General features: G+C 38.2%; 26 protein-coding genes. 10 read left to right on the top strand and 16 right to left on the bottom strand.

From position 1 onward, the window contains the following. Window positions 1–41 precede the first annotated feature (41 nt). The 7 genes from fusA to GTH24_RS18510 form a co-directional block, all read right to left on the bottom strand. Entirely contained in the window at window positions 42–2,156 is a 2,115-nt protein-coding gene (fusA, locus tag GTH24_RS18480) for an elongation factor G (RefSeq protein WP_072068758.1), read from the bottom strand. 82 nt (window positions 2,157–2,238) lie between these two features. Beyond that, window positions 2,239–2,709, bottom strand: a complete 471-nt coding sequence (rpsG, locus tag GTH24_RS18485) for a 30S ribosomal protein S7 (RefSeq protein ID WP_004246897.1) — start codon at window positions 2,707–2,709, stop codon at window positions 2,239–2,241. Window positions 2,710–2,808: 99 nt separating this feature from the next. Next, window positions 2,809–3,183, bottom strand: a complete 375-nt coding sequence (gene rpsL, locus GTH24_RS18490) for a 30S ribosomal protein S12 (RefSeq protein WP_004236497.1) — start codon at window positions 3,181–3,183, stop codon at window positions 2,809–2,811. A gap of 127 nt (window positions 3,184–3,310) precedes the next feature. Then, window positions 3,311–3,604, bottom strand: coding sequence for a sulfurtransferase complex subunit TusB (gene tusB, locus GTH24_RS18495; RefSeq protein WP_072068759.1), 294 nt, complete (start codon window positions 3,602–3,604; stop codon window positions 3,311–3,313). Window positions 3,605–3,635: 31 nt separating this feature from the next. Further along, window positions 3,636–4,004, bottom strand: coding sequence for a sulfurtransferase complex subunit TusC (tusC, locus tag GTH24_RS18500; RefSeq protein ID WP_082151776.1), 369 nt, complete (start codon window positions 4,002–4,004; stop codon window positions 3,636–3,638). Continuing rightward, entirely contained in the window at window positions 4,004–4,399 is a 396-nt protein-coding gene (gene tusD / locus GTH24_RS18505) for a sulfurtransferase complex subunit TusD (protein ID WP_164526812.1), read from the bottom strand. The genes tusC and tusD overlap by 1 nt, the downstream gene beginning before the upstream one ends. A gap of 9 nt (window positions 4,400–4,408) precedes the next feature. After that, the gene (locus tag GTH24_RS18510; RefSeq protein ID WP_023583301.1) at window positions 4,409–5,113 is read right to left on the bottom strand and encodes a helix-turn-helix transcriptional regulator; all 705 of its coding nucleotides are present in this window, start codon (window positions 5,111–5,113) and stop codon (window positions 4,409–4,411) included. A gap of 358 nt (window positions 5,114–5,471) precedes the next feature. On the opposite strand from GTH24_RS18510, the gene GTH24_RS18515 reads away from it, so the two are divergent. Both GTH24_RS18515 and GTH24_RS18520 read left to right on the top strand, forming a co-directional pair. Beyond that, window positions 5,472–5,618, top strand: coding sequence for a hypothetical protein (locus tag GTH24_RS18515; protein ID WP_164526813.1), 147 nt, complete (start codon window positions 5,472–5,474; stop codon window positions 5,616–5,618). 144 nt (window positions 5,619–5,762) lie between these two features. Continuing rightward, window positions 5,763–6,644, top strand: coding sequence for a DMT family transporter (locus tag GTH24_RS18520; protein ID WP_115351144.1), 882 nt, complete (start codon window positions 5,763–5,765; stop codon window positions 6,642–6,644). A gap of 98 nt (window positions 6,645–6,742) precedes the next feature. Here the strand turns inward: GTH24_RS18520 and fkpA are convergent, their stop codons facing one another. Continuing rightward, on the bottom strand, window positions 6,743–7,492 hold the full coding sequence (gene fkpA, locus GTH24_RS18525; protein WP_072068762.1) for an FKBP-type peptidyl-prolyl cis-trans isomerase: 750 nt from the start codon (window positions 7,490–7,492) through the stop codon (window positions 6,743–6,745). Window positions 7,493–7,946: 454 nt separating this feature from the next. On the opposite strand from fkpA, the gene GTH24_RS18530 reads away from it, so the two are divergent. Further along, window positions 7,947–8,165 carry a SlyX family protein gene (locus GTH24_RS18530; protein WP_072068763.1) on the top strand — a complete coding sequence of 73 codons (219 nt, stop codon included), beginning with the start codon at window positions 7,947–7,949 and terminating at the stop codon, window positions 8,163–8,165. A gap of 81 nt (window positions 8,166–8,246) precedes the next feature. Here the strand turns inward: GTH24_RS18530 and slyD are convergent, their stop codons facing one another. The 4 genes from slyD to kefG form a co-directional block, all read right to left on the bottom strand. Beyond that, window positions 8,247–8,885: a peptidylprolyl isomerase gene (gene slyD, locus GTH24_RS18535; RefSeq protein ID WP_072068764.1), complete on the bottom strand. Its 639-nt coding sequence runs from the start codon at window positions 8,883–8,885 to the stop codon at window positions 8,247–8,249. An 89-nt stretch (window positions 8,886–8,974) separates the two neighbouring features. Continuing rightward, the gene (locus GTH24_RS18540) at window positions 8,975–9,178 is read right to left on the bottom strand and encodes a YheV family putative zinc ribbon protein (RefSeq protein WP_072068765.1); all 204 of its coding nucleotides are present in this window, start codon (window positions 9,176–9,178) and stop codon (window positions 8,975–8,977) included. A gap of 4 nt (window positions 9,179–9,182) precedes the next feature. Next, complete coding sequence (gene kefB, locus GTH24_RS18545) at window positions 9,183–11,045, bottom strand: glutathione-regulated potassium-efflux system protein KefB (protein ID WP_072068766.1); 1,863 nt, start codon at window positions 11,043–11,045, stop codon at window positions 9,183–9,185. Then, complete coding sequence (kefG, locus tag GTH24_RS18550) at window positions 11,045–11,596, bottom strand: glutathione-regulated potassium-efflux system ancillary protein KefG (protein WP_072068767.1); 552 nt, start codon at window positions 11,594–11,596, stop codon at window positions 11,045–11,047. Before kefG ends, kefB begins: the two co-directional genes overlap by 1 nt. 121 nt (window positions 11,597–11,717) lie before the next feature. On the opposite strand from kefG, the gene GTH24_RS18555 reads away from it, so the two are divergent. The 3 genes from GTH24_RS18555 (at window position 11,718) to GTH24_RS18565 (ending at window position 17,946) form a co-directional block, all read left to right on the top strand. Continuing rightward, complete coding sequence (locus tag GTH24_RS18555; protein ID WP_164526814.1) at window positions 11,718–13,649, top strand: ABC transporter ATP-binding protein; 1,932 nt, start codon at window positions 11,718–11,720, stop codon at window positions 13,647–13,649. A 331-nt stretch (window positions 13,650–13,980) separates the two neighbouring features. Next, window positions 13,981–15,663 (top strand): methyl-accepting chemotaxis protein, encoded by a 1,683-nt coding sequence (locus tag GTH24_RS18560; RefSeq protein ID WP_072068768.1) that lies wholly within the window; start codon window positions 13,981–13,983, stop codon window positions 15,661–15,663. 540 nt (window positions 15,664–16,203) lie between these two features. Continuing rightward, complete coding sequence (locus GTH24_RS18565) at window positions 16,204–17,946, top strand: methyl-accepting chemotaxis protein (RefSeq protein WP_072068769.1); 1,743 nt, start codon at window positions 16,204–16,206, stop codon at window positions 17,944–17,946. 97 nt (window positions 17,947–18,043) lie between these two features. On the opposite strand, the gene GTH24_RS18570 is transcribed toward GTH24_RS18565, so the two are convergent. The 3 genes from GTH24_RS18570 to GTH24_RS18580 all read right to left on the bottom strand — a co-directional run bounded on the left by GTH24_RS18570 (window position 18,044) and on the right by GTH24_RS18580 (window position 21,906). Next, complete coding sequence (locus tag GTH24_RS18570; RefSeq protein WP_072068770.1) at window positions 18,044–19,588, bottom strand: methyl-accepting chemotaxis protein; 1,545 nt, start codon at window positions 19,586–19,588, stop codon at window positions 18,044–18,046. Window positions 19,589–19,737: 149 nt separating this feature from the next. Then, window positions 19,738–20,598, bottom strand: a complete 861-nt coding sequence (locus GTH24_RS18575) for an SIS domain-containing protein (protein WP_072068771.1) — start codon at window positions 20,596–20,598, stop codon at window positions 19,738–19,740. A 702-nt stretch (window positions 20,599–21,300) separates the two neighbouring features. Continuing rightward, the gene (locus GTH24_RS18580; RefSeq protein WP_164526815.1) at window positions 21,301–21,906 is read right to left on the bottom strand and encodes a LysE family translocator; all 606 of its coding nucleotides are present in this window, start codon (window positions 21,904–21,906) and stop codon (window positions 21,301–21,303) included. Between the two features lie 99 nt (window positions 21,907–22,005). On the opposite strand from GTH24_RS18580, the gene GTH24_RS18585 reads away from it, so the two are divergent. From GTH24_RS18585 to GTH24_RS18595, 3 genes are read left to right on the top strand one after another with little or no spacing between them, the layout of a single operon-like run. Then, complete coding sequence (locus GTH24_RS18585; RefSeq protein ID WP_072068773.1) at window positions 22,006–22,986, top strand: hydrolase; 981 nt, start codon at window positions 22,006–22,008, stop codon at window positions 22,984–22,986. Next, a complete protein-coding gene (locus tag GTH24_RS18590; protein ID WP_036933921.1) occupies window positions 22,983–23,204 on the top strand; it encodes a YheU family protein in 222 nt (73 codons plus the stop codon). The genes GTH24_RS18585 and GTH24_RS18590 overlap by 4 nt, the downstream gene beginning before the upstream one ends. 60 nt (window positions 23,205–23,264) lie before the next feature. Continuing rightward, on the top strand, window positions 23,265–24,134 hold the full coding sequence (locus GTH24_RS18595; protein ID WP_072068774.1) for a phosphoribulokinase: 870 nt from the start codon (window positions 23,265–23,267) through the stop codon (window positions 24,132–24,134). A gap of 88 nt (window positions 24,135–24,222) precedes the next feature. On the opposite strand, the gene GTH24_RS18600 is transcribed toward GTH24_RS18595, so the two are convergent. After that, complete coding sequence (locus GTH24_RS18600; RefSeq protein ID WP_036933917.1) at window positions 24,223–24,630, bottom strand: OsmC family protein; 408 nt, start codon at window positions 24,628–24,630, stop codon at window positions 24,223–24,225. Window positions 24,631–24,943: 313 nt separating this feature from the next. Here GTH24_RS18600 and crp point away from each other — a divergent pair, with 313 nt between their 5' ends. Next, window positions 24,944–25,576 (top strand): cAMP-activated global transcriptional regulator CRP, encoded by a 633-nt coding sequence (crp, locus tag GTH24_RS18605; RefSeq protein WP_004246872.1) that lies wholly within the window; start codon window positions 24,944–24,946, stop codon window positions 25,574–25,576. Window positions 25,577–25,612 lie beyond the last annotated feature (36 nt).

The raw sequence follows: 25,612 nt of genomic DNA on the forward strand, positions 1-25,612 counted from the left end.
TTATTAGAGGGAGCGTAAACTAAATTGAACTCGAAAGGATCTTATTTCGCTTTACGAGCTTCGATAATAGCCTGAGCGACGTTGCTAGGCGCTTCGTTGTACTTCAAGAACTCCATAGAGTATGAAGCACGACCCTGAGTTTGTGAACGCAGGTCAGTTGCATAACCGAACATTTCAGCCAGTGGTACTTGAGCACGGATGATCTTACCGGTAGGCAGATCGTCCATACCTTCAACCATACCACGACGACGGTTTAAGTCACCGATAACGTCGCCCATGTAATCTTCTGGCGTTTCAATCTCAACTTTCATGACTGGCTCAAGCAGAATTGGCTTAGCTTTCATGAAGCCGTCTTTAAATGCCATTGATGCGGCAATTTTAAACGCGATTTCTGAGGAGTCAACATCATGGTAAGAACCGTAATGTAAACGAGCCTGAATATCCACAACAGGGTAACCTGCTAATGGACCAGATTTCAGCTGTTCTTGAATACCTTTATCAACAGCTGGGATGAATTCTTTAGGAATTACACCACCAACGATATCGTTGACAAATATGTAGTTCTCTTCACCACCTGCTGGTAATGGAGACAGGTCGATAACAACATGACCATACTGACCACGACCACCAGATTGTTTCGCGTGCTTACCTTCGATATCAGTTACTGTATCACGAATAGTTTCACGGTAAGCAACCTGTGGTTTACCTACGTTCGCTTCAACTTTAAATTCGCGACGCATGCGGTCAACTAACACGTCTAAGTGCAGTTCACCCATACCAGCAATGATAGTCTGACCAGTTTCTTCGTCGCTTGATACGCGGAAAGATGGATCTTCTTGAGCCAAACGGTTCAGAGCGATACCCATTTTTTCTTGGTCAGCTTTAGTCTTAGGTTCGATAGCAACAGAGATTACTGGCTCTGGGAATTCCATACGTTCTAAGATGATTGGTGCATCAATTGCACATAAAGTATCACCTGTAGTTACGTCTTTCAGACCGATAGCAGCAGCGATGTCGCCCGCACGAACTTCTTTAATTTCTTCACGCTTGTTAGCATGCATCTGAACAATACGGCCAAAACGTTCTTTTTTGTCTTTAACCGGGTTCAGAACTGTGTCACCTGAGTTTACAACACCAGAGTACACACGGAAGAATGTTAAGTTACCAACAAATGGGTCAGTAGCGATTTTGAATGCCAGAGATGAGAATGGCTCTTCGTCGCTTGAATGACGTTCTGCTGGAGTATCTTTACCGTCTGGTAACATACCATTGATAGCAGGAACATCTGTTGGTGCTGGCAGGTATTCAATTACCGCATCCAGCATTGCCTGAACACCTTTGTTCTTAAATGCAGAACCACAGGTAACCAGGATAATTTCGTTATCTAGAACGCGTTTACGCAGAGCAGCTTTGATTTCTGCTTCTGACAGCTCTTCACCGCCCAGATATTTGTCCATCAGTTCTTCTGATGCTTCAGCAGCTGATTCGACTAGGTTGTTGTGCCATTCTTCAGCTAAATCTTGCAGATTTGCAGGAATGTCTTCGTATTCGAAAGTAACACCTTGGTCTTCTTCATTCCAACGGATTGCTTTCATTTTGATTAAGTCAACAACACCGGTGAAATGTTCTTCAGCGCCTACTGGAATTTGCAGTGGAACTGGGTTTGCTGCCAGACGTGTTTTGATTTGTTCAACAACACGCAGGAAGTTTGCACCCATACGGTCCATTTTGTTAACGAACGCGATACGTGGTACATGATATTTGTTAGCCTGGCGCCATACTGTTTCTGACTGAGGCTGAACACCACCAACTGCACAGTAAACCATAACCGCGCCATCAAGAACACGCATAGAACGTTCTACTTCGATTGTGAAGTCAACGTGTCCTGGGGTGTCGATGATATTTACACGGTGAGGCTCAAACTGTTTAGCCATACCAGACCAGAATGCAGTAGTTGCTGCGGATGTGATAGTAATACCACGTTCCTGCTCCTGCTCCATCCAGTCCATTGTTGCTGAACCTTCGTGAGTTTCACCAATTTTATGGTTTACACCGGTATAAAACAGAATACGTTCACTTGTAGTGGTTTTACCGGCATCGATGTGCGCACTGATACCGATATTACGGTAACGTGCTATGGGGGTTTGACGAGCCATTTTTTCCTCTCTCGTGGGCGTTCAATTCAGGTAAAGGACAGCAGAGCTGTCCTGAAAAGAGTTGCGACAACTACTTCGTGGATTACCAACGGTAGTGTGCGAACGCCTTGTTTGCATCTGCCATACGGTGAACGTCTTCACGTTTCTTAACAGCAGCGCCTTTGTTTTCAGCCGCATCAGATAATTCATTTGCCAGGCGAAGAGCCATGGATTTATCACCGCGTTTACGAGCAGCTTCAACAATCCAACGCATTGCTAATGCATTACGACGAACTGGGCGTACTTCAACTGGAACTTGGTAAGTTGAACCACCAACACGGCGGGATTTAACTTCCACAGTAGGACGTACGTTATCTAATGCGATTTCGAACGCTTCCAGTTCAGTTTTGCCTGAACGCTGAGCCAGGGTCTCAAGCGCATTATATACGATAGATTCTGCAGTAGATTTTTTACCATCTACCATCAGAATGTTTACAAATTTAGCCAGCAGTTCTGATCCGAACTTAGGATCTGGCAGAATTTTACGTTGACCAATTACACGACGACGTGGCATGGAAATACTCCGTTTAAAATTCAGGGTTGTCCAAAACTCAATGAGTTTATTTTGACATTATTGGTGAAAAAATGTTTGGCCTTACTTAACGGAGAACCATTAAGCCTTTGGCTTCTTCACACCGTACTTAGAACGAGCTTGTTTACGGTCTTTAACACCAGAACAGTCCAGCGCGCCGCGAACAGTGTGGTAACGCACACCTGGTAAGTCTTTAACACGACCACCACGGATTAAGATTACGGAGTGCTCCTGCAAGTTGTGGCCTTCACCACCGATGTAGGAAGAAACTTCGAAACCGTTAGTCAAACGTACACGGCATACTTTACGCAGTGCTGAGTTTGGTTTTTTTGGAGTGGTAGTATATACACGAGTACATACGCCACGTTTTTGCGGGCAAGCTTCCAGAGCTGGAACGTTGCTTTTAACAACTTTCGAGCTACGAGATTTGCGTACCAGCTGATTAATAGTTGCCATTTAAAAAAAGCTCCTGGTTTTTGCTTCGTAAACACGGATTTGAACTCTGTCTTGTCAACAAGACAAAACATGAGGACGCAGAATTTTATTGCTGACGGGCTCATGTGTCAAGAATTATACAGCAATTCTACGCTCCCCAATGAATTTGTTGGGGGTGTTTTACCGTTAAATCGACAAAATCACCATAACTGATGAGTTTAATATGATGAGATGCTTGATCTTTTAAGCCTCTAGCTAAAACATCATCAATTAATGCGTAAACTGAAATTTGCTGTTGAAGACAATATTTTAATAAAGGATTGTCCTCAAGAACTGCCAATACACCATCTTGTATTAACAAAACATCATCTTCTTTTGTCAATAAAGATAAAAAAGCCTCTAAATCACTTTGATAAATAGAGACGGAATAAGTATACAACATAACCGTTCAACCTTCCTGCCTAACTTCTGTATCAAAAGCGTAATACCACATCATATTCACTCAATTTTTGAGCAATATCTTGATGTGATATCACTTGTGCATCCAACACAAAAGAAGTTTGAGAGGATAATCCACGATGAGCCATGTCTTGGTGTGATATATAGACGTTTGTCACATCATACAAGGGGAGCACTTTAAAAGTTGCCGCATGATGACGTGATAACACACCTTCAGGTTGTTGATTTTCAACCAATTGAAACACACCATCTGAGATAAAAAAAACACCAATATCTTCTGTTAACGCAGAGGTTGCAAGCAAAGCGTCCAAACCTTCTCGCCCAGCACTATTACCGTGCGGTGCCTGTGTAAAAAGAAATGCGATTGAATTCATTTTTTTCATTAAAATTGCACCACACGCGAACAAGTCAACATCGCTTGAGCAAGTGAACCCAGCCCGCTGAGTTCAAATTCCATTGCCATATTATGATTATCAATTCCTTGCTCTTTTGCCTGTTCCTTATCAATAATTCCTCTGCGTAGCGCAGCGGCAACACAAACATGCAAAGGAGTTTGATATTTTTTCGCCAATGTTATCCACGCTTTGGGAAGATCAAATTCATCATTTGCGGGTGACACTAATTTATTAGCATTTACCACCCCTTCCCGATAAAAGAAAATTTGCGCAATTTTATGCCCTTTTTCAAGAAGGGCATTGGCGAACAAATAGGCACTTGAAGCTTGTTCAGTTCCATAATGAGGCCCTGTTACCACTAAACAATATGTCAAGGAGCTCATAATGTTGCCCTACTCTCCATTTTTAAACTGGCGAATATAGAGATAAACAGTATGTTTTGAGATATTCAGTCGATCAGCAACTTGATTAATGGCATCTTTAATATCAAAAATACCTTTTTCATAAAGACTTAATACCACTTGTTTATTTTTTGCGTTATTGGCCACTTCACGATCATTATTCACTTCTTCAATTGTGAACTCTAATGTTTGAGCCACTAAATCATCAACAGATGAAGCAAAGTTAACATCAGAAGCAACTTCATGTGTTTCTTCAGGTATAAAAGTTTTGATTATTTCAGAGAATGGAACATCAAGGTTCATATTAATACATAATAAACCGATGACACGACGTTCACGATTACGAATTGCAATCGTGATCGATTTCATCAATGCACCACTTTTCGCTCTAGTAAAATAAGCCTTTGAAAAACTTGAATCTTCATCTGTGATATCATGTAACATTTGTAATGCTAAATCGGTAATTGGAGAACCAATCTTACGACCAGTATGTTCTCCATTCGCGATTTTAACCGCTGAACATTTCAAATCTTCCAGAGAGTGCAATACGATTTCGCAATGGTTGCCGATGAGCATAGCCAAACCATCCACGGCTGCTTCATAGGACTTCAATATTTCGTGATCAGTTTGAGTAAAAGGTCGGCTATCTAGTTTTTCAAACTCGCTGCTGTCACCATTAAATAACGGGCTAGACATTTGATTATATAATCCTTAAAGGCTTTAATTATGATAATGACTTGAGGTTCTATTTTTTATAACGATTCATCACTGCGAATCAATTTAATATTAAAAAATTTTAAATATAAAAACTGAATTAGGACACAATTCTGACGTTAGATCGTCAAAAGATCTACGTCAAGTGCCTTAGAATAAGAGCTTTGTCATAGGTCACAGCTTTTTTCGTTTTTCTTTATCTTTTTGTATCAACACCCTCTATATTTTTGAAAATTTCACTTTTAAAGAGAGTTTGGATAAAGATTGACACTATTGAATAGATTACCTATATTCCAAATTATTGTTATTTTAACGAGTGATTAATCCCTTGAATATACTGATGATATGCCAATCTCAGCAAACTTCATCAATAATGGGGTTAATTTCTGTTGCTTCTATGCCTATTGAAACTCTCTCTTCACCACCTCCACCTGTGAAAGTGGTTGTAGTCAATACAACGGTTATTGTTGCAACTTATATCGCTTGATCTATTTAATCGTCTTAATCGCGTATTTAACCAACAGACTAGATTAATGTGTTATTTACGTTTATTTATTGATGTTTTATCAATCGCCAACCATGACTAAAAATAATCAAGCTATCTTACTGCTAAGATTACAGGTGTATCATCATGTATTTACGTCAATATTGGACAAGATTCGGTCCAACGACATTATTTGTTTTATTATGGAGTAGCGGTGCTATCTTTTCTCGCTGGGGTTTAGATAATGGTAGCTCATTTGCTATTTTGACTTGGCGTTTTATTATCGCTTTGGCGTTTCTTTCTTTTTTGTGTATTCAGCGTCATCGCTTTTTGCCACCGAAAGGAAGCCGCTTAAAAACAGCGTGGGTCGGTCTATTAATTATTGGTGGTTATTCTATTTGTTATCTTTTAGCGCTCGCTAATAGCATTACACCTGGAATGCTAGCCACAATTATGGGCGTACAACCCATTATCACATTATGGATAATTGAACGTAACTTTTCAGCGACGCGATTGCTAGGGCTTTTAATCGCATTGATTGGGTTAGTGTTGGTAGTTGCACAAAGTTTATTTAATACAGCACTTTCATTAACAGGGATGATTTATGCGTTAGTTGCTCTACTTTGTATGAGCTTTGGTGCAATTTCACAAAAAAAATTACAATTAGCACCAATGGATGCTTTGCCTCTGCAATATGTGGTTAGTCTCGTGCTGTGTTTATTATTTGTGCCATTTCAACCTTTTGATGCTTCATTCGATATTGGCTTTATCATTCCTGTTCTTTGGCTGGCTATTATCATTTCTGTTGTTGCTCAGTTGCTGTTATATCGCTTACTCACAACAGGTAATCTAGTTAATGTGACGAGCTTATTTTATTTAGTACCGGGAGTGACAGCATTAATGGATTACATCTTCTTAGGTAATAAAATGTCTTTACTCAGCTTAGCAGGAATGGGAGCAATCATTGTGGGCTTGCTGTTTGTCTTTAAAAAACCAAAAGCTATTATTGTTGAAGAACAAGTAGATTAATATTATCTATTCGTAAGCTATGTGTATTAATGAGCTTTGTAATTAGAAATAAAAATGCTGACATTGATGTCAGCATTTTTTCTTTCGTGATAAGTAGATTACTTATCGCTTTCAACACTCAGTAATTCAACTTCAAATACTAATGTTGAGTTAGCTGGAATACCACTTGTTGCGCGTTGGCCATAGCCTAATTCTGGTGGAATAACTAGCTTGATTTTACCGCCTTCTTTGATGTATTTCATGCCTTCAGTCCAGCCTGGAATAACACTTTTTAGGCTAATTGTCAGAGGCTCATTACGATCATAAGAGCTATCAAACTGTTTACCATCAATCAACATACCTTTGTAGTGTACAGTAACGCGATCAGCATCTGTTGGAGTTTTACCTTTACCTGGGTTTTCAACTAAATACAGTAAACCTGATTTTGTTTTGACTACACCTTTTTCAGCAGCAAATTCTGTACGGAATTTATCACCCGCAGTTTTGTTCTCGGTTGCTTCTTTTTCCATTTTCGCTGTAGCCGCTGTGCGAACTTGATCTTCAAAAGCAGCTAAGGTTAATTCAATCTCAGCATCTGATAGTTTTGATTTACTGTTAAATGCATCCTGAACACCCGCCAGCAGTTGTTTAGAATCTAAAGTAATACCAATATTTTTTTGCTCTTGTAATGCTGCTTCCATGTAGCGACCCATCGACGCGCCTAACGCATAGGCATTTTGCTCATTTTGAGTTTTAAATGCGCTATTTAATGTTGGCACTTTAGCGGCTTCTTCAGCGAATGCTTGAGGTGCACTGAATGCGAAAGCTAAACTTGTTGCCAGCAACGTCGTTTTTAATAAAGATTTCATCCCATTCTCCAGTATATGTTAGTGAGTCGCTACGTTTTACAAACAAAGATCATAGATCTTCACTAAAACGTTTTGCATCACATCTTGCTGTCATTGCGGTATGTACTCGCCATACTTCAAGTTGTAACGTTGTTGATTACATTTATTCGCACTCGTCAACGTATATATGCGTCTAATGACTCATTCTCTTGTCGCCTAGCTGCACCTCGAAATATTTAGAGTAAGATCTATCCGCGGGTAGCAATTTTATATGAATTTAAAAAATTTGCCGACACTCTTAACAGTTAATGTTAGGATTTTTGCCAGCACAGAGTGTTATCACATTAACAAAATAGTCTTTTATCTCAAACCAGATTTATGTCTTCCTGTGTATATATCAGTAAATAAGATTAAATTTCACAATTTCGTTAATCTCATTCGTCGTAATTCGACATTTTAAAGGAGGAAAAACACAATGGATATTAAGGAAGTAGAGCATTTGCTCATACAATTAGAAAGCAAAGTTGCTTTCCAAGATGCGACAATTGAAGAGTTAAATCAGGTGGTCACACAGCAACAAATTGAAATTAGTCGCTTTAAAGAAGCATTAAAGATTGTCACTGAACGCTTAAAAGCATCTCAATCCTCAATACTTGCAAGACCTGAAGATGAAACGCCCCCCCCACACTATTAAGTGATAATTTTCTTTTTAGCGTAATCAGAAAAAACAAAAAAGGAGCGTTTAAGCGCTCCTTTTGATCTTTCTTTAGAAAGATTAGTGTTGGCAACCGCAACCGCCATGACCGTGGCCGTGACCACCGTGACCATGACCTTCGCCACCGCAGCATCCACCTTCTTCACCATGAGAATGGCCATGACCATGACCACCGCCACAGCATCCGCCTTCTTCACCGTGACCGTGGCCACCACAACATTCGTGCTCTTCTTCTTCACCGTGTACGTGACCGTGTGCTAATTCTTCTTCAGTCGCTTCACGAATTGCAACGATTTCAACATGAAACTTCAGGTTTTGGCCTGCTAACATGTGGTTACCATCAACGATAACTTCGTCACCTTCAATACCTGTAATTTCTACTGGTACTGGACCTTGATCGGTATCAGCAAGAAAACGCATGCCAACTTCTAACTCATCAACACCAACAAAAACATCTTTTGGTACGCGTTGAACTAAGTTTTCATCGTATTGGCCATAAGCATCATCAGAAGCCACTTCTACGTCGAATTTCTCACCGACTTCGCGACCTGTTAATGCATTTTCTAAACCACTGATTAAAGAACCACGGCCATGCAGATAGTCTAACGGTGCGCTTACCGTGGACTCATCAACTAAAACACCGTCTTCTGATCTTACTTGATAAGCCAGACTAACTACCAAGTCGTTTGCTACTTTCATGACATCTCCTACATACCCGTGGGCAAAATTTTCCCGATTGTAACGAAAAATAAATCTTCTGTATCGGGTTATATCAAAAAAACCTACAATTATTGTGGTGTAAAGATCCCAATGACCTGTTCATTTTCACGAACAAGTGAATTAACTTCACCGTCTGTTTGCCGTTGCTGATGGCCACATTGAGCACATTCCACAATATCAACTTTATCTTCGCGCCACATTTTGAGTGTGTCTTGAGCTTGACAGTGTGGACACACAGCACCAGCGATAAAGCGTTTACGGGTTGCAGACATGGGGTCAGTTCTCCTGTTTATCAATAGATCTTTTTTCTTTACTTATTTGAGGAATATCCTCGGTTAAAGACTCATCCCAAATATCCGGTTGATGATGCTCTTGACGAATTTCCTCACTAAAAAGTTCTTCAAGCTCTCGCCTTGCTTCTTTTACACGAGAGACATTGGAAACTTCTTCTGGTGATTCATCCACCAGCTTTCTAAGTAATTGCATATCTAAACGACGAAAATGCTGTTGTGCTCGATAAGCTTGATGAGGATGCATACCTAATTCAATTAATGTTTTACGTCCTAGTTCTAAAGCACTAGAAAATGTTTCTCGGCTAAAATCTGTTACACCCGCTTTAAGCAATTCATGAGCCTCAACACGTCCCCTTGCTCTGGAAATAATATGCAAATTAGGGAAGTGTCGCTGACAGAGGTGAACAATTTCCATCGTCGCTTCAGGTTCATTACTAGTGATTACAATCGTTTTTGCGTGTTCCGCACCCGCTGCACGTAATAAATTGAGATCCGTAGCATCACCATAATAAACTTTATAGCCATATTTACGCATGGTGCTTAAACTTCCCACATCATGCTCTAAGACGGTGACGTTAATCTTGTTAGCCATCAACAAGCGCCCTACAACCTGTCCCATTCGACCAAAACCAACAAGAATGACTTCTGGATGATTGTTTTCAACAAAAGGCTGTTCGTCTGTTTTAGGCTCATTATAACGGCGAGATAATACAGCGTCTGTCATTTGCATCACAAGTGGCGTTGTCATCATAGAAAGCGTGACAACCACCAGCAACAATGCCATCTGCTGACTATCTAATACGCCCATTGCCATTGATGTTGAAAAAACAACAAAGGCAAACTCACCACCTTGACTTAATACTGATGAAAATTGTAAACGTGTAGAAAAGCGTAATCCAGCTAACCATGCAATACCATAAAGTATCAAAGCTTTAACAATGACTAGAATAAACACACCCAGTAAAACTTCTGGTAAATAGCGCCATAAGATACCTATATCTAAAGACATGCCGACAGAAATAAAAAAGAGGCCTAATAACAACCCCTTAAAAGGCTCAATAGAAATTTCTAATTCATGCCGATATTCTGTATCCGCCAATAATACACCAGCAATAAAGGTTCCCATTGCCATTGAAAAACCGAGAGTTTCCATAAAAATAGCCGCACCTAGCACGACTAATAATGCGGCAGCTGTAAAGACTTCTCTTACACCCGATTTGACAACTAAACGAAACAGAGGACGTAATAAATAACGCCCACAAACCAATAACGCAGCAAAAGAAGCAACTTTTAATCCAATGCGATACCAATCACTGCTAGCAGTTTCCCCAGCAAGTAGCGGAATAACAGCAAGAATAGGGATCACTGCCATATCTTGGAATAACAGAACTGCAAAACCTAACTGCCCGCCCTCATTATGATTCATCCCTTTTTCACTCATAAGCTGTAATGCCATAGCCGTTGAAGACATCGCAATACCTAATCCGCCAATAACGGCGGCTTGCCATGAAAAAGAGGTTAAAACGAGAATAAGTCCTGAGAAAATAGAGGCGGTGAAAACCACCTGCATTGAACCGACACCAAAAATAGCGCGTCTTAATTCCCACAGCTTGGCTGGATTTAGCTCCAATCCAATAATGAACATCAAAAAGACCACACCGAGTTCAGCGAAATGTAAGATGTTATCGACATCTTTAAACAGCCCTAACCCCCAAGGGCCAATGGCAATACCTGCAATTAAGTAACCCAGTACGGCACCAATTTTAAGACGTTGTGCAATCGGTACCATGATAACCGCAGCACAAAGGAAAAAGAGAACCGCTTTAATCATCCAGTTATCTTCCATTAGACATGCTCCCCTTCAAGTGGCGCACTTAACCAATGGCGATAAGCCTCTCCAATATGCGTCAATGTCGTTTTAGACTGTTGCCTTGCTGAATACACAATCATGGGTGATAACCAACGCATACCACACATTTCTGCCATTAATTCAAAAGGACGTAATAATTCTGTGAGTGTATAGTGATTCTTTCCATTATGTTGGTAAGCATATTCAGGTTCACCTGTGGTCACAACACAGCGGAATGCTTTCCCTTTTAAATGTGACCATCCACTTTCATTTGCAAAAGGACGTGTTAGTACCCTGTCTTGCCATTCTTTTAATAATGCTGGACAACTATATGTTTGTAATGGAAATTGAAAAACAATCACTTGGTGTTTGCACAACAAGGATTGCTCATGGTGTATATCAATAAAAAAATCAGGATAAGTAGCATATAAATCATGAATAGTTATATTCTCTAGATCCCTCACCGCCTTGATTAATGCTTTATTAGCAATGGATTGGCGCGGCTCGGGATGAACATACACCAGTAATACATTTGATGCGTTTGACATCATTCCTCCTTACAAAACGTGTCAGAAACCATTTTTTCCGTTACCATGCACGCATTGTGACCAACTGTTACGAACAACTTACTCTATATATTAATTTACATACTCTTAATAGACGATATTTATGATTGTTTTTTCTTCTTTGCAAATTCGCCGTGGTGTCCGAGTGTTACTGGATAATGCCAGTGCAACCATTAATCCGGGGCAAAAAATTGGTCTAGTCGGTAAAAATGGTTGTGGTAAAACCACATTACTCTCTTTATTAAAAGGTGAGCTTCAAGCAGAAGCGGGGAATGTCACCTTTCCCAGTACTTGGGCTATGGCGTGGGTTAACCAAGAAACACCTGCACTTGATGTACCCGCAATTGATTATGTTATTGATGGTGATAGAGAATATCGCCAGTTAGAACAACGATTACAAAAAGCTAACGAGACAAACGATGGTCACGCAATTGCACTTATTCACGGGCAATTAGATGCCATTAATGCATGGACAATTCAATCTCGTGCAGCAACCTTACTAAATGGCCTTGGTTTTAGCCAACAACAACTAAATGAACCTGTAAAATCATTTTCAGGTGGTTGGAGAATGCGTTTAAACTTAGCGCAAGCATTAATTTGTCGCTCTGATTTACTGTTACTCGATGAGCCCACCAACCACTTAGATTTAGATGCTGTTATTTGGCTTGAAAAATGGCTAAAAAGCTATACTGGTACCTTAATTTTGATTTCCCATGACCGTGATTTCCTTGATCCGATCGTGGATAAAATCTTGCATATCGAACAAGAAAAAATCTTTGAATATTCAGGTAACTACTCTTCGTTTGAAATGCAACGAGCAACAAAACTCGCTCAGCAACAAGCTTTGTTTGAAAACCAGCAATCAAAAATTGCACACTTACAAAGTTTTATCGATAGATTTAAAGCGAAAGCGACTAAAGCGAAACAAGCACAAAGCCGAGTGAAAATGCTTGAGCGAATGGAGCGCGTTGCTCCAGCTCATTCTGATAACCCATTCCAATTTAGTTTCCGCCAACCTGAAAGTTTACCTAATCCACTGCTATCGATGGAAAAAGTCAGTGCCGGTTATGGTGAAAAAATTATTCTTAATGATATTAAACTGAATTTAATTCCTGGATCACGTATTGGATTATTAGGGCGAAATGGTGCAGGTAAATCGACTTTAATCAAATTACTTGCTGGGGAGCTTGAGCCATTACAAGGAAAAATGGCTCTCTCAAAAGGCATTAAATTGGGTTACTTTGCACAGCATCAATTAGAATTTCTACGCTCCGATGAGTCTGCACTACAACATCTAACTCGCTTAGCTCCTAAAGAGACTGAACAAAAATTACGTGACTATCTTGGAGGTTTTGGCTTCCATGGCGATAAGGTTACAGATGCGTGTGGTCAGTTTTCTGGCGGTGAAAAAGCGCGTTTAGTGTTATCTCTTTTAGTCTGGCAACGCCCTAATTTGCTGTTAATGGATGAACCAACTAACCACCTCGATTTAGATATGCGTCAAGCGTTGACTCAAGCGTTAATTAGCTTTGAAGGCGCAATTGTTGTGGTATCGCATGATAGGCATTTACTGCGTTCAACCACTGACGACCTCTATCTTGTTCACGATGGTCAAGTTGAGCCTTTTGATGGCGATCTGGATGATTACCAGCAATGGTTAGTTGATCAAAATCGCCAGGAAACACAAGCCAATAAAAATCAGCAAGATAAAGATAATACCACGACAACAAATTTAAGTGCGCAAGACAAAAAAGAACAAAAACGTAAAGAAGCAGAGTTTAGACAACAAACTCAACCGCTACGTAAAAAACTGACCACCTTAGAAAGTAAAATGGATAAACTTAGCCAAGAGCTTACTCTCATTGAAACAGCACTTTCTGACAGTGGCATTTACGATATCAGCCGTAAAAATGAGCTTTCAGATTGTTTAAGCCGACAAGGTATCGCAAAGGTAGCACTTGAAGACGTTGAAATGGAATGGATGGAATTACAAGAAACATTGGAAGAGATGACAAATACATTTGGCTCTCAGTAATAATCTATCATTCATTAAAAAAGGAACTGTTTTAAGTAAAATAGTTCCTTTATTTTTATCTCATCATTCATTCTTAAAATTTATGCAATTCATTTTACTTAAGGGATTTATATCATTTTACAGTAGCACTATTTACACAAAATATAATCTCACCCTATCTGACAATACCCCAATAAAAATAACAATCTAATGTTTATTTCCTGACTATTCATATTAAGTAAGGGAAATAAATCCTTTCGCACTAAAGTTTCTAACATTCCAGCCGAATTAATCATTCTGCTAAGTGGACCTCCCACTTACCGACAAAAAGGCAAAGCTAATAGGTAGGGTTATGTTAAAACGAATTAAAATCTCTCAAGGTTTAATGTGTGTCCTGACTCTGTTTTGTATTATTCAGATCATTTCTGGAGTACAAAGCATTCACGATGCCTACCAGACTCAAAATAAACTCAAGCAAATTTCATACAGTTTCGACCAACTACGCACAATGGATAATACCTATGCGGAGTTGAATACATTGCGTACGGATATTATTGCGCAAGCATTTAGCTATATATCAAATCCTCAAGCAGAAGATGCAAACATCACCACATTTATGCAAACCATGCCAGCACGTAAGGCACAAGTTGATGCTTTGATGAATGAGTATGTTGAGTTATCCGCTCAAACAGGTTTCGATCAGCAACGTATGGCACAAATCAAACAGCTTTATCAAAAAAGTCGAGCTGATCTTGATTTATTGGCACAATATTTAAGTGAACGAAATACTAATGCTGTTCGATTGATCTTGAAAAGCCCAGCGAATACTAACTTTACTAACTCACTGTATGAAGCCACAGACTTTATTACCGATGAAGTGGTTAATCCGTCAGTAACTGAAGCGGAAAAGAACTATTACAGCATGCTGTGGATAGCGTCTACCTTCATGGGTATTTTCCTTATTTTCACCACATTAGTTCTTATTTGGATCCGTAAATATATCATTGCTCGTATTAATCAAATGATCACCTATCAAGAAACAATTGCTAAAGGTGATTTAGTCAGTCGTGTGGACAGTGACATTTCAGGTAATACTGAAATAGACCAGTTAATGCTGGGATTACAGCAAATGCGCGCACAATTAAAAGAGATGGTAAGCTCTATCCGAAATAGTAGTGCGGCTATTTATACAGGTGTACAAGAGATTGCTGCAGGTAATAATGACTTATCCAGCCGAACTGAAGAACAAGCTAGCGCGCTAGAAGAAACAGCATCCAGTATGGAGCAGATGACTGCAACGATTCGCAATAACACAGAGAGCGCTCGTGAAGTCACAGAGTTAGTGATGAGTACTGCAGATATCGCCGTTCAAGGTGGTGAGCACAGTAATAAAATGGTTATGACAATGACAGATATTGCCGATCGCTCACAAAAGATTGGTGAAATTACGGCTGTTATTGATGATATTGCATTCCAAACCAATATTTTAGCCCTTAACGCAGCCGTTGAAGCAGCAAGAGCTGGCGAGCAAGGCCGAGGATTTTCTGTAGTAGCAAGTGAAGTGCGTAACTTGGCTCAACGAAGCGCTGAAGCGGCTAAAGAGATCAAAGAGCTTATTGAATCCACTATCTTAAGGGTAAGGCAAGGTAATGATCTTGTTGAACAAGTCAGTTTATCAATGGGTGAAATTGTAACATCCGTTAATCACGTTTCGGGTTCAATGAAAGAAATTCTATCTGCGTCAGAAGAACAAACTCGTGGTATTGCACAAATTAGTCTTGCTGTTAATGAGATGGATAAGGCTACTCAACAAAATGCAGCTATGGTTGAACAATCAACTGCGGCTTCTGCCACATTAAGTGAACAAGCCAGCATGTTAGATATCATCGTCAATACATTTAAAGTTGAGAATGAAAAACCGACCTCAACGAAACTACCTACATTCTCAGCAAAACCGCAAGAAAAAGAAGCGATTAAAACGCCGACAATAAAGACAAATCACCATGAAACCGATGATAATTGGGAAAGTTTTTAAGTTGACCTCTTATACAAAAGAAAGTAAACGCTCAGTATAATAAGTAGTCAATTACATATAACAAAACCTCTACCTACCATACTCCCAGTTAATTTCTGGGAGTATTTCAATTCTCCCGCACATAAACAAAAAAAAGTGCCCCTTTTTTATACAGAAAAAAGAACGCTTTTTAAGAAACATTGAGAGTATTTTCGAAATCAATACGTTTATTTCACTTATTATAAGATAAATCGATAAATAAAGAAAAAACACTGCTCATTATTGCTCTCTTATTCAGCAAAATCATTACAAGCACTTATTATTATATCGATTAACATAAAAAATGAGTAAGCCAATATACCTATAGTCTTTTATATAAATCATTAGAATATTTTAGCTATTAGCTGATAATTAAAGCTAAAAAAAGAAATATAAGTCGTCTTTACTATTAAATAGAGTAGAAACAATAAAGTTTTTAAATATTAAGCCGAATAAGTTTAATTGATAAATAGTTATCGCTCCTTGCTGTGTGTCCTACAAATCAATTAAATAGGTAAGGCTATGCTGAAACGAATAAAAATATCTAATGGCTTAATGTTTATTTTAATACTGTTTTGCATTATTCAACTTTTCTCTGGTGCAATGAGTATCCGTGATGCGAGTTTAACAAATAAGCGGATCTCACAATTAGCAAATGGCTTTGAACAGATAAAAACGATGGATTATGGTTATGCAGAGTTAAATAAATTACGTGAAGATATGCTTAATGTTATGTTTGAAGCCCATCTCACTCCTGACATTGCAGAAGATAAAATCACCCAATTTCTTTCCACTTATCCACAACGAAAACAAGAAATTACACGTATTATTACCTCATACTTTACTTCTGCATCCAACGCCAACTTTGATCCTGAAAAAATAGAAAGTATGAAAAAGCTTTTTAATCGTGTTATTTACGATCTTGATCAGCTTGCCTCATGTTTAGAAATTCGAGATTACTACGGCTTTCAATCTCTTTATGCTCATAATACTAATGAGCGTTTTACTCAATCCCTCTATGAAGCAACAGATTACCTCAGTGATAATGTGGTGACCCATGCAACACAAGCTGCACAAGGTAATTATGAACGAACGTTAATTTTAGCGTTTGTTTTTATGTTTATTTTTATTCTTTTTACAGTTCTTGTTGTGCTTTGGATACGTCGAAATATTGTTTTACGTATCAATCAAATCGTGGATTATATGTCAGAAATTTCACAAGGGAATTTATTAGAAAATAAAAACATCACAGCAAAAGGAAATAATGAAATTGACCAATTAATTACGGGTATTCAATATATGCGCACTGAGCTCTCATTAATTGTGAATGCTATTCGGGGAACAAGTCATCATATTTACACAGGTGTTCAAGAATTATCAGCAGGTAATACCGATCTTTCTTGCCGTACTGAAGAACAAGCTAGCGCATTAGAAGAAACTGCATCGAGTATGGAACAACTCACAGCAACAGTGAGAAACAATACCGAAAGCGCTCGTGAAGTTTCACATCTCATCAATCAAACATCAAATATTGCCAGTAAAGGGGGCGATGTCACTAATCGCATGGTGAAAACCATGACGGATATTGCCGACAGCTCACAAAAGATTGGCGAAATTACCGCCGTTATCAACAGTATTGCCTTTCAAACCAATATTCTTTCCTTAAATGCAGCTGTTGAAGCTGCTAGAGCAGGCGAACAAGGGCGTGGTTTTTCTGTGGTAGCGACTGAAGTGAGAGAGTTAGCACAGCGTAGTGCTGAAGCAGCGAAGGAAATTAAAGAATTAATTGATGCCTCAATAAGTCGAGTTCGTCATGGCAATGATCTTGTTGAACAAGTCAGTATTTCTATGGGTGAAATACTGACATCTGTAAAACATGTTGAAGACTCAATGACAGAAATTTTATCGGCATCTGAAGAACAAACGCGCGGTATAACCCAAGTCTCTCTTGCGGTTACAGAAATGGACAAAGCCACCCAACAAAATGCTGCCATGGTTGAACAATCCTCCTCTGTTGCTAGTTTACTAACCGAAGAAGCTGGCAATCTTGAACAGATCGTTGAGCAATTTAAGACCGCTGAAAGTGAGCAATACAATAAAAAATCACAACATACCATAATCGAAAAATCATTCTCTTCTGAAAAATCACTGCAACCAAAAGAAGAAAAAATAAAAAATACCACCAAGGACGACATAAAAGAGAAGAGTTTCGTGAAAGGAGCATCTGTCAAAAATGATGAAGACGATGATTGGACAAGCTTTTAACTCACCGTTTTTTCATGATTAAAATATGATTTAGATAAATACAAAGACACCTATTTTTAGTAGGTGTCTTTTTCTTTTATTTTCTAATAATTACAACTTAATGGAATACATTAATTGCACTGACTAAGTAATTAGTTTGTACTTTCATTTCACCTGAAATCATTGAAGCCTTAGAAACATAGTTAGCATTTTCATGCGTAATCGATTCCAACTTTTCAACTGCACGGCCTAACTCCTTTAGTCCCGCACTTTGTTCTGATGAAGCAAGACTAATTTCACCAATTAAATCGGTCACATTTTTGACATGTACGACAATATCCTCCATCGTACTGACCGTCTCATTGACTTGTTTTGAACCAACTTTGATATTACTACTTGAAGCACTAATCAATTTTTTGATCTCTTTAGCTGCTTCTGCACTGCGTTGTGCTAACTCCCTCACTTCAGTCGCTACCACAGAAAAACCACGCCCTTGTTCGCCTGCTCTAGCAGCTTCTACTGATGCATTCAATGCAAGGATATTGGTTTGAAAAGCAATGCTATCAATTACACCAATAATATTGCTGATCCGCTCTGAGCTTTTCGCAATATCATTCATAGTATTGGCAATATTATCCATTGCATTGCCTCCCTTTATCGCCGCATCACAGGTGATATTAGAAAGGTTATTTGCCTGCCCTGCAGTTTCACTATTACTACTTACCGCTGTAGTAAGCTCATTCATCGTAGATGCTGTTGCTTCAACATTACTGGCTGTTTGTTCCGTTCTTACATATAAATCACGATTACCCGCTGCGAGTTGATCACAAGAAATATCGACTTGATGAATTTGATGACTTACATCATTCACTAACCAACGGAACATTCGCCCTAACTGATTAACTGAACGCTGAGTCATCCCGATTTCATCAATACGATTAAGGTAAGCAACGTTATGTTCGTCTCCTGTTGCAACTCGATTAGCATGTTTATTTAATTGAATGATGGGTTTAACAATTTGAAAATACAGAATGCGCTCATTTGCCATTAGTAATAATAGTAAAACAACGACATGCATCAAAAGAGCATAGCTGGATAAGCCAGAAAACCATGCGCTTAACACCATAAACGGTAGAGGGAATAGAATAAAAAGGCGAAGGCGTTTTTTTAATGAAATAGTTTGATTCCATGAGCGCCAACGTTGCCATCCCTTATAAACAAAAGCACCTTTTAAAAAGGTGTGAGAAGGATATTCACCTTGATTAAATGCATCATAAAGTGCTGAAGCTTGTGCTATTTCCTCTTTTAGTGCACAGGTTCTGACTGACATAAAACTTTGAATTTTGCCTTGACGAATAATAGGCGTGATATTGGCCCTTACCCAATAGTGATCGCCATTTTTACGTCTATTTTTAACGATCCCAGTCCAAACTTCGCCTTGTTTTAAGGTTCTCCACATATCCTTAAAAACATCTGAAGGGATATCAGGATGCCGAACAATATTATGGGGTTTTCCCACTAGTTCCTCTACTGAAAACCCACTGGCCTCGACGAAGTCCTCGTTGGCATAAATAATATTGCCATCAAGATCTGTCGTCGACATCAGTGTTGCGTTTTCAGATACCGGGTATTCTCGCTGTGTCACCGGTTGATTGTTACGCATTAGTTACTCTCCTCGACATTGAAATTAAAATATCTCAACAAAAAAACACTGCCTAAATAACTATCGTTTCGGCCATTGGGAGAATAACTTTAGTAATAAGTGTAAATACCTACCTTTAAATATTAATTTTTTGAATCAGTTCAAAATTTTTAATTATCTAGGCTATTAATTAATGCCTGAGAACTTAGCACTAATGTCTTCGCACATTCATCACGTTTCTTTAATAACGCCATAAAAATAAGATCTGTTATTGTATTTTGTGCAGTACGAGATGAGATTGAGGCACTTCTCCACTCTCCTTCATCCGCAATTGTTTCTAATATATAATCAGAAATTCTGCCTAATGGAGAGTGCTTTTCTCCTGTAATAGCAATAATTTTTGCTCCCTGTTTTTTAGCAACAGAGGCTGCCACTAACATGTCTTTTCGTTTTCCACTATAAGAAATAACTATTTGTAAGTCTTTTGAACTTAACATTTGAGCAACAGATATTTGGACATGATGATCCGTTTCAATAAGTGTCGTGATGCCGATTTTTTGTAATTTATAACTTAAATCTCTGGCCACCAACCCAGAACCACCAATACCTATAATTTGAACACGTTGGGCTTCATCAATAAGCTGGATCACTTTTTCAAAATGAAAATAATTAATTTGGCGAGTTGTATCACTAATAGAATTATTTTTTTCTTGCGCCAGTTTTTGTGCAATAACAACTAAACTATCATCAGAACCTATTTGATTATGTAATATGCTAGTATTTTGCCCTGTACCTGCATTTTTCCGGCCTAGCTCTTCGCTTATTGCAAGTTTCAAAGATGGAAAACCTTTGAATCCTATTTTTTGACTAAACTTAACAATCGCAGACTGACTGACACCTGTAATTACAGCTAATTGCTGTGATGAAAGTGTTACCATTTTTTCAGGATTATCTAAAATATAATCTGCTATTTTACGCTGATTTGTAGCCATACCTGGCTTGATCCAAGCAATTTTTGTTAATGTTGGCATAATGACAATATCCACTTCGAGTACTATATCGTTATATATGGGATCATTCTTGATAAAGAGTTTGAAACCTAAAGCTATTTAGGTTTTCAGATAAAAACAAATAAAAAACAGAGCATAAACAATGAATTATAAAAAGTAATATTATTATTAAAATACTTACTTTTATAATAGATTTATAATTATCTTTTTTATCTGTTTTTCTTCATTAACCACAATATTCTATAATACTTAATTTGTTTTTTTCCAATTTTTAATAATAATTTATTCTTTTGGGTCAATAAGAGAATATAAATTCAATCTATATATATTCAATAATATTGCGTTTTTAAACACTTTTATTAAGTTATAACAATAAAAAAAACACATTAAAAACATATATACAATAAAATTTTCTTTAATTACAATCAGTAAAGAGGAATAAATAATTCCTATTCGCGAGAATTATTTTTCACTTTAAAGTATAAATTTAGATAAATGAAAATGTTAAATAATCACGTTTATATAAAATGAGGAAGTTTTATTCTCACCTGATATAAAAGAGCACTTTAACATAAATACCCGTGATAACAGGCGATCATAGATCTCTCTTTCACTAGATTAATACTCTTTTTTTGATGGGTGTTTAGAACAATCATGTCAACTAAACTTAAAAAAGCATTATTTAAATCAAAATAATTAAGTTACTCATTGATTTATAGCTATTTATTCAATCCAAATCAAAGGAACACAGAGCGCTGTTAATAATCCCATTGAAATATTAAAAATAAACCAAGACCTTCTGCTTTGTAAAAATAAGCTGATTAAGGTTCCCCCTAAAATCCAAACAATGCCTGCAACAAAATTCACTATCACCATCACAATGCTCATCGCGATAATTGTACTAAAATAGGCATCACCAGATAAACTAAAGCTCCCAACTGCCCCTAATCCCATCATCCACGCTTTAGGATTGAGAAATTGTAATAATCCACCTTGAAACCAACTTACTGCTTGTGGCGTTTTTGCAGGGATATCTAAACGTTGATAAGATGATGTCGCTGTTTTCCAAGCAAGCCAAAGTAAGTATGCACTCCCGATTATCTTTAATCCTATATGCAATGCAGGATAAATAATCAGTAATGCAGCCACACCAAATGCCGAGCTAAGTAAAACACATTGCATTCCCAGCATAATACCCGCCATAAGCTTTAATGAGCCTTTAAAACCGACATTAGCACCTGATGAAGTAAGTAATAAGTTGTTGGGTCCAGGTGTGATAGCAGCAATAAACAAGAAAATAGTTAAAGAAAAAATAAGGCTAATTGTCATAGCGAGCGCTCAAAGATGTGACAGATGTTTTATTTTCACCGAAAATAGCAGTATGTTATTTAGCAAACAAGTGTTAATTCATTTTGATAGACGGAAAATATGTCTCAATACTTTAATCCAATGCGTTGGGCTAAAAATCCACATTTACAAACGCTTTTACCACGAATAGTGCGTAGAACACCACTATTAACGCCTTACTGGCAACGACTAAACCTTCCTGATAATGATTTTGTCGATTTGGCATGGAGTGAAGATCCTAAAATGGCTCTCGATAAGCCAAGGTTAGTTATCTTTCATGGTTTAGAAGGAAGCTTTAGCAGTCCTTATGTTCATGGCATGTTATCAGCAGCAAAAGAGAGAGGCTGGCTAAGTGTTGTGATGCATTTTCGAGGGTGCAGTGGCGAACCCAATAGACAAAAACGCATCTATCACTCAGGTGAAACTGAAGATGCTCGCTACTTTTTAAATTGGCTAAAAAAGGAATTTGGTGAACAGCCAACAGCGGCTGTTGGCTACTCTCTTGGAGGTAACATGCTCGCTTATTACCTTGCTGAAAGTGGTGAAAATGCCGTTGTAGATGCAGCTGTTATTGTATCAGCACCATTAATGTTAGAGCCATGCTCAGCTAAAATTGAGCATGGCTTTTCCCGTTTTTATCAATGGTATCTATTAAAAGGACTAAAAAATAACGCAACACGCAAGCTGATCCGCTATCCTGAATCATTGCCAATTAGTTTGTTGACAATAAAATCCATCAAAAAGCTACGCCAATTTGACGATCTGATTACCTCTAAAATTCATGGGTTCAAAGATGCCCTTGATTACTATCGTCAATGTAGTGCTTTGCCTTTATTAAATAAAATAAAGAAAACGACACTAATTATTCACGCTAAAGATGATCCTTTTATGTCTGCGGATGTTATTCCTGATATCACAACACTACCCAATAATATTGAATATCAACTTACTGAATTTGGCGGGCATGTGGGTTTTGTTAGTGGCAAGCTTTCTAAACCCGTGATGTGGCTTGAAAATCGGATACCTGACTGGTTGTCCGCTTATTTGGAGAAAACCAAATGATAATACCTTGGAACGAACTTTCCACTGAGACACTAGACAATCTTATTGAAAGTTTCGTTTTACGAGAAGGCACTGATTATGGTATCCAAGAGAAGACGCTAGAACAAAAAGTCGCCGACGTAAAAAAACAACTTAAATCCGGTGAAGCCGTGTTAGTTTGGTCAGAACTTCATGAAAGCGTCAATATTATGCCTGCATCGCAGTTTCGCTCTGATTGATCACCCAGAGCGCAATATCGCCACCAATAAGGGCTAACCTTATTTGCAAAAGGATAATCTATGTCAGTCAAACATCCTATCATCGCGGTTACTGGCTCAAGTGGAGCAGGAACGACTACCACGAGCCAAGCTTTTCGTAAGATATTCCAACAACTTAATGCACATTCTGCTTTAATTGATGGAGATAGTTTTCATCGCTATACTCGCCCTGAAATGGACATGGCGATAAGAAAAGCCAAAGAGCAAGGACGACATATTAGCTATTTTGGCCCTGAAGCAAATGATTTTAGCCTACTGAGTTCCACATTCAGTCACTATAGCGAAACAGGACAAGGCCAATCACGTAAATATTTACACTCCTATGATGAAGCGACGCCCTACAACCAATTACCAGGGACTTTTACACCATGGGAATCATTACCCAATAATACCGATGTACTCTTTTATGAAGGATTACACGGAGGTGTTGTCACTGATGAACATGATGTCGCACAGCATGTTGATTTATTAGTAGGTGTGGTCCCTATCGTTAACCTTGAGTGGATACAAAAACTTATCCGAGACACAACTGAACGGGGTCATTCACAAGAAGCTGTAAGAGATTCAGTGGTACGCTCAATGGATGATTATATTAACTATATCATTCCGCAATTTTCGCGTACTCACATCAACTTTCAACGAGTCCCTACCGTCGATACATCAAACCCATTCTCAGCTAAAGCTATCCCAACTCTTGATGAAAGTTTTATTGTTATTCGCTTTAGAGGCTTAACTGATATTGATTTTCCTTATTTGCTGGCAATGTTGCATGGCTCATTTATGTCAACAATAAATACGATTGTAGTGCCTGGTGGCAAATTAGGATTAGCGATGGAATTAATTATGGCACCATTAGTCAAAAAATTATTAAATGGCGAAAAGATCAGTTAACAAAAATAAAATCTATTTTTATAAAAATAATATCCCCTTAATTAAGGGATATTATTTATAAATTAAACTTTATTTTAAAATATCAAATTTATTCAGCGTCTTTTATTTCAAATGAATGTGTAATATTAGCTGCTTTTCCTAACATTAAAGAAACGGAACAATATTTTTCTGCAGATAATTGAACAGCTCGTTCAACAATTTTATCCGTGAGTTCTTTACCTGAAACAATAAAATGTAAATTGATATCAGTAAATAAACGTGGGGCTTCCTCGCGACGCTCTGATGTTAATTTCACTTCGCAATCAGTGACTTGATGTCGTCCTTTGCGTAAAATACTAACTACATCAATCGCACTGCATCCCCCCGCAGCAATTAAGACCATTTCCATTGGGCTTGGTGCTTTATCGCCAGAGTTCCCATCCATCATTATTTGATGACCTGATGAAGATTCACCAACAAAAGATAAATCTTCAACCCACTTAACTCGTGCTTCCATTTATTTTCCCTCTAAACATGACAGAAACTAAAAGAGTACATTCTCATAATTCAACTAGCAATTAGCAAATAGGTTTATTATGCTGACTGCGTAAAACGAGACTTAATGCACTAATTGTGTTAAAAACAATATCTGCTTGATGATAGTGGTTAAGATCAATGCATTATTTTCTCATTTATTATAATCTACTCCATATTAACTTACCGTGTTCTCAGGAAGTTAATAGGTCAAGATAGGATTTTTAAGCACGCTGTCTCAAAAGGGAGTCCATCCGTTTTGAAAGGCTGCATTTAACGTACAGAGGATAACGCGAATGGTTCTCGGCAAGCCGCAAACAGACCCGACTCTTGAATGGTTTTTGTCACACTGCCATATTCACAAATATCCATCCAAGAGCACGCTGATCCACCAAGGTGAGAAAGCGGAAACACTTTATTATATTGTTAAAGGTTCCGTGGCTGTTCTTATTAAAGATGAAGAAGGGAAAGAAATGATCCTCTCCTACCTGAATCAGGGGGATTTCATCGGTGAACTTGGATTATTTGAAGAAGATCAAGAACGTAGTGCATGGGTTAGAGCAAAAACAGCCTGTGAAGTAGCAGAAATTTCCTATAAAAAATTCCGCCAATTAATTCAGGTTAACCCTGATATTCTGATGCGCCTGTCAGCTCAAATGGCGAACAGATTACAAACCACATCAGAAAAAGTAGGTAACCTTGCTTTCCTTGATGTAACAGGTCGTATTGCACAAACCTTACTAAACTTAGCAAAACAACCCGATGCTATGACGCATCCTGATGGCATGCAAATTAAAATTACACGTCAGGAAATCGGTCAAATCGTTGGTTGTTCACGCGAAACTGTAGGCCGTATTCTGAAAATGTTGGAAGATCAAAACCTGATCTCTGCACACGGTAAAACAATCGTCGTTTACGGGACTCGCTAAGTTTCCCCGCCCGAACAAACAATAGCCCGATACAAA

It is taken from the genome of Proteus vulgaris, assembly GCF_011045815.1.
GTDB classification, from domain to species: Bacteria; Pseudomonadota; Gammaproteobacteria; order Enterobacterales; family Enterobacteriaceae; genus Proteus; species Proteus vulgaris_B.

Excerpts from the sequence above, each read along its gene's own strand:
- GTH24_RS18570 (WP_072068770.1), bottom strand. The coding sequence starts at position 19,588 with ATGCGTAACAATCAACCGGTGACACAGCGAGAATACCCGGTATCTGAA.
- crp (WP_004246872.1), top strand. The coding sequence starts at position 24,944 with ATGGTTCTCGGCAAGCCGCAAACAGACCCGACTCTTGAATGGTTTTTG.
- fkpA (WP_072068762.1), bottom strand. The coding sequence starts at position 7,492 with ATGAAATCTTTATTAAAAACGACGTTGCTGGCAACAAGTTTAGCTTTC.
- fusA (WP_072068758.1), bottom strand. The coding sequence starts at position 2,156 with ATGGCTCGTCAAACCCCCATAGCACGTTACCGTAATATCGGTATCAGT.
- slyD (WP_072068764.1), bottom strand. The coding sequence starts at position 8,885 with ATGAAAGTAGCAAACGACTTGGTAGTTAGTCTGGCTTATCAAGTAAGA.
- GTH24_RS18510 (WP_023583301.1), bottom strand. The coding sequence starts at position 5,113 with ATGTCTAGCCCGTTATTTAATGGTGACAGCAGCGAGTTTGAAAAACTA.
- rpsG (WP_004246897.1), bottom strand. The coding sequence starts at position 2,709 with ATGCCACGTCGTCGTGTAATTGGTCAACGTAAAATTCTGCCAGATCCT.
- GTH24_RS18515 (WP_164526813.1), top strand. The coding sequence starts at position 5,472 with ATGATATGCCAATCTCAGCAAACTTCATCAATAATGGGGTTAATTTCT.
- GTH24_RS18520 (WP_115351144.1), top strand. The coding sequence starts at position 5,763 with ATGTATTTACGTCAATATTGGACAAGATTCGGTCCAACGACATTATTT.
- GTH24_RS18575 (WP_072068771.1), bottom strand. The coding sequence starts at position 20,598 with ATGCCAACATTAACAAAAATTGCTTGGATCAAGCCAGGTATGGCTACA.
- GTH24_RS18600 (WP_036933917.1), bottom strand. The coding sequence starts at position 24,630 with ATGGAAGCACGAGTTAAGTGGGTTGAAGATTTATCTTTTGTTGGTGAA.
- GTH24_RS18540 (WP_072068765.1), bottom strand. The coding sequence starts at position 9,178 with ATGTCTGCAACCCGTAAACGCTTTATCGCTGGTGCTGTGTGTCCACAC.
- GTH24_RS18565 (WP_072068769.1), top strand. The coding sequence starts at position 16,204 with ATGCTGAAACGAATAAAAATATCTAATGGCTTAATGTTTATTTTAATA.
- GTH24_RS18555 (WP_164526814.1), top strand. The coding sequence starts at position 11,718 with ATGATTGTTTTTTCTTCTTTGCAAATTCGCCGTGGTGTCCGAGTGTTA.
- kefB (WP_072068766.1), bottom strand. The coding sequence starts at position 11,045 with ATGGAAGATAACTGGATGATTAAAGCGGTTCTCTTTTTCCTTTGTGCT.
- GTH24_RS18585 (WP_072068773.1), top strand. The coding sequence starts at position 22,006 with ATGTCTCAATACTTTAATCCAATGCGTTGGGCTAAAAATCCACATTTA.
- kefG (WP_072068767.1), bottom strand. The coding sequence starts at position 11,596 with ATGTCAAACGCATCAAATGTATTACTGGTGTATGTTCATCCCGAGCCG.
- GTH24_RS18595 (WP_072068774.1), top strand. The coding sequence starts at position 23,265 with ATGTCAGTCAAACATCCTATCATCGCGGTTACTGGCTCAAGTGGAGCA.
- tusB (WP_072068759.1), bottom strand. The coding sequence starts at position 3,604 with ATGTTGTATACTTATTCCGTCTCTATTTATCAAAGTGATTTAGAGGCT.
- tusD (WP_164526812.1), bottom strand. The coding sequence starts at position 4,399 with ATGAGCTCCTTGACATATTGTTTAGTGGTAACAGGGCCTCATTATGGA.
- rpsL (WP_004236497.1), bottom strand. The coding sequence starts at position 3,183 with ATGGCAACTATTAATCAGCTGGTACGCAAATCTCGTAGCTCGAAAGTT.
- GTH24_RS18560 (WP_072068768.1), top strand. The coding sequence starts at position 13,981 with ATGTTAAAACGAATTAAAATCTCTCAAGGTTTAATGTGTGTCCTGACT.
- GTH24_RS18580 (WP_164526815.1), bottom strand. The coding sequence starts at position 21,906 with ATGACAATTAGCCTTATTTTTTCTTTAACTATTTTCTTGTTTATTGCT.
- tusC (WP_082151776.1), bottom strand. The coding sequence starts at position 4,004 with ATGAAAAAAATGAATTCAATCGCATTTCTTTTTACACAGGCACCGCAC.
- GTH24_RS18530 (WP_072068763.1), top strand. The coding sequence starts at position 7,947 with ATGGATATTAAGGAAGTAGAGCATTTGCTCATACAATTAGAAAGCAAA.
- GTH24_RS18590 (WP_036933921.1), top strand. The coding sequence starts at position 22,983 with ATGATAATACCTTGGAACGAACTTTCCACTGAGACACTAGACAATCTT.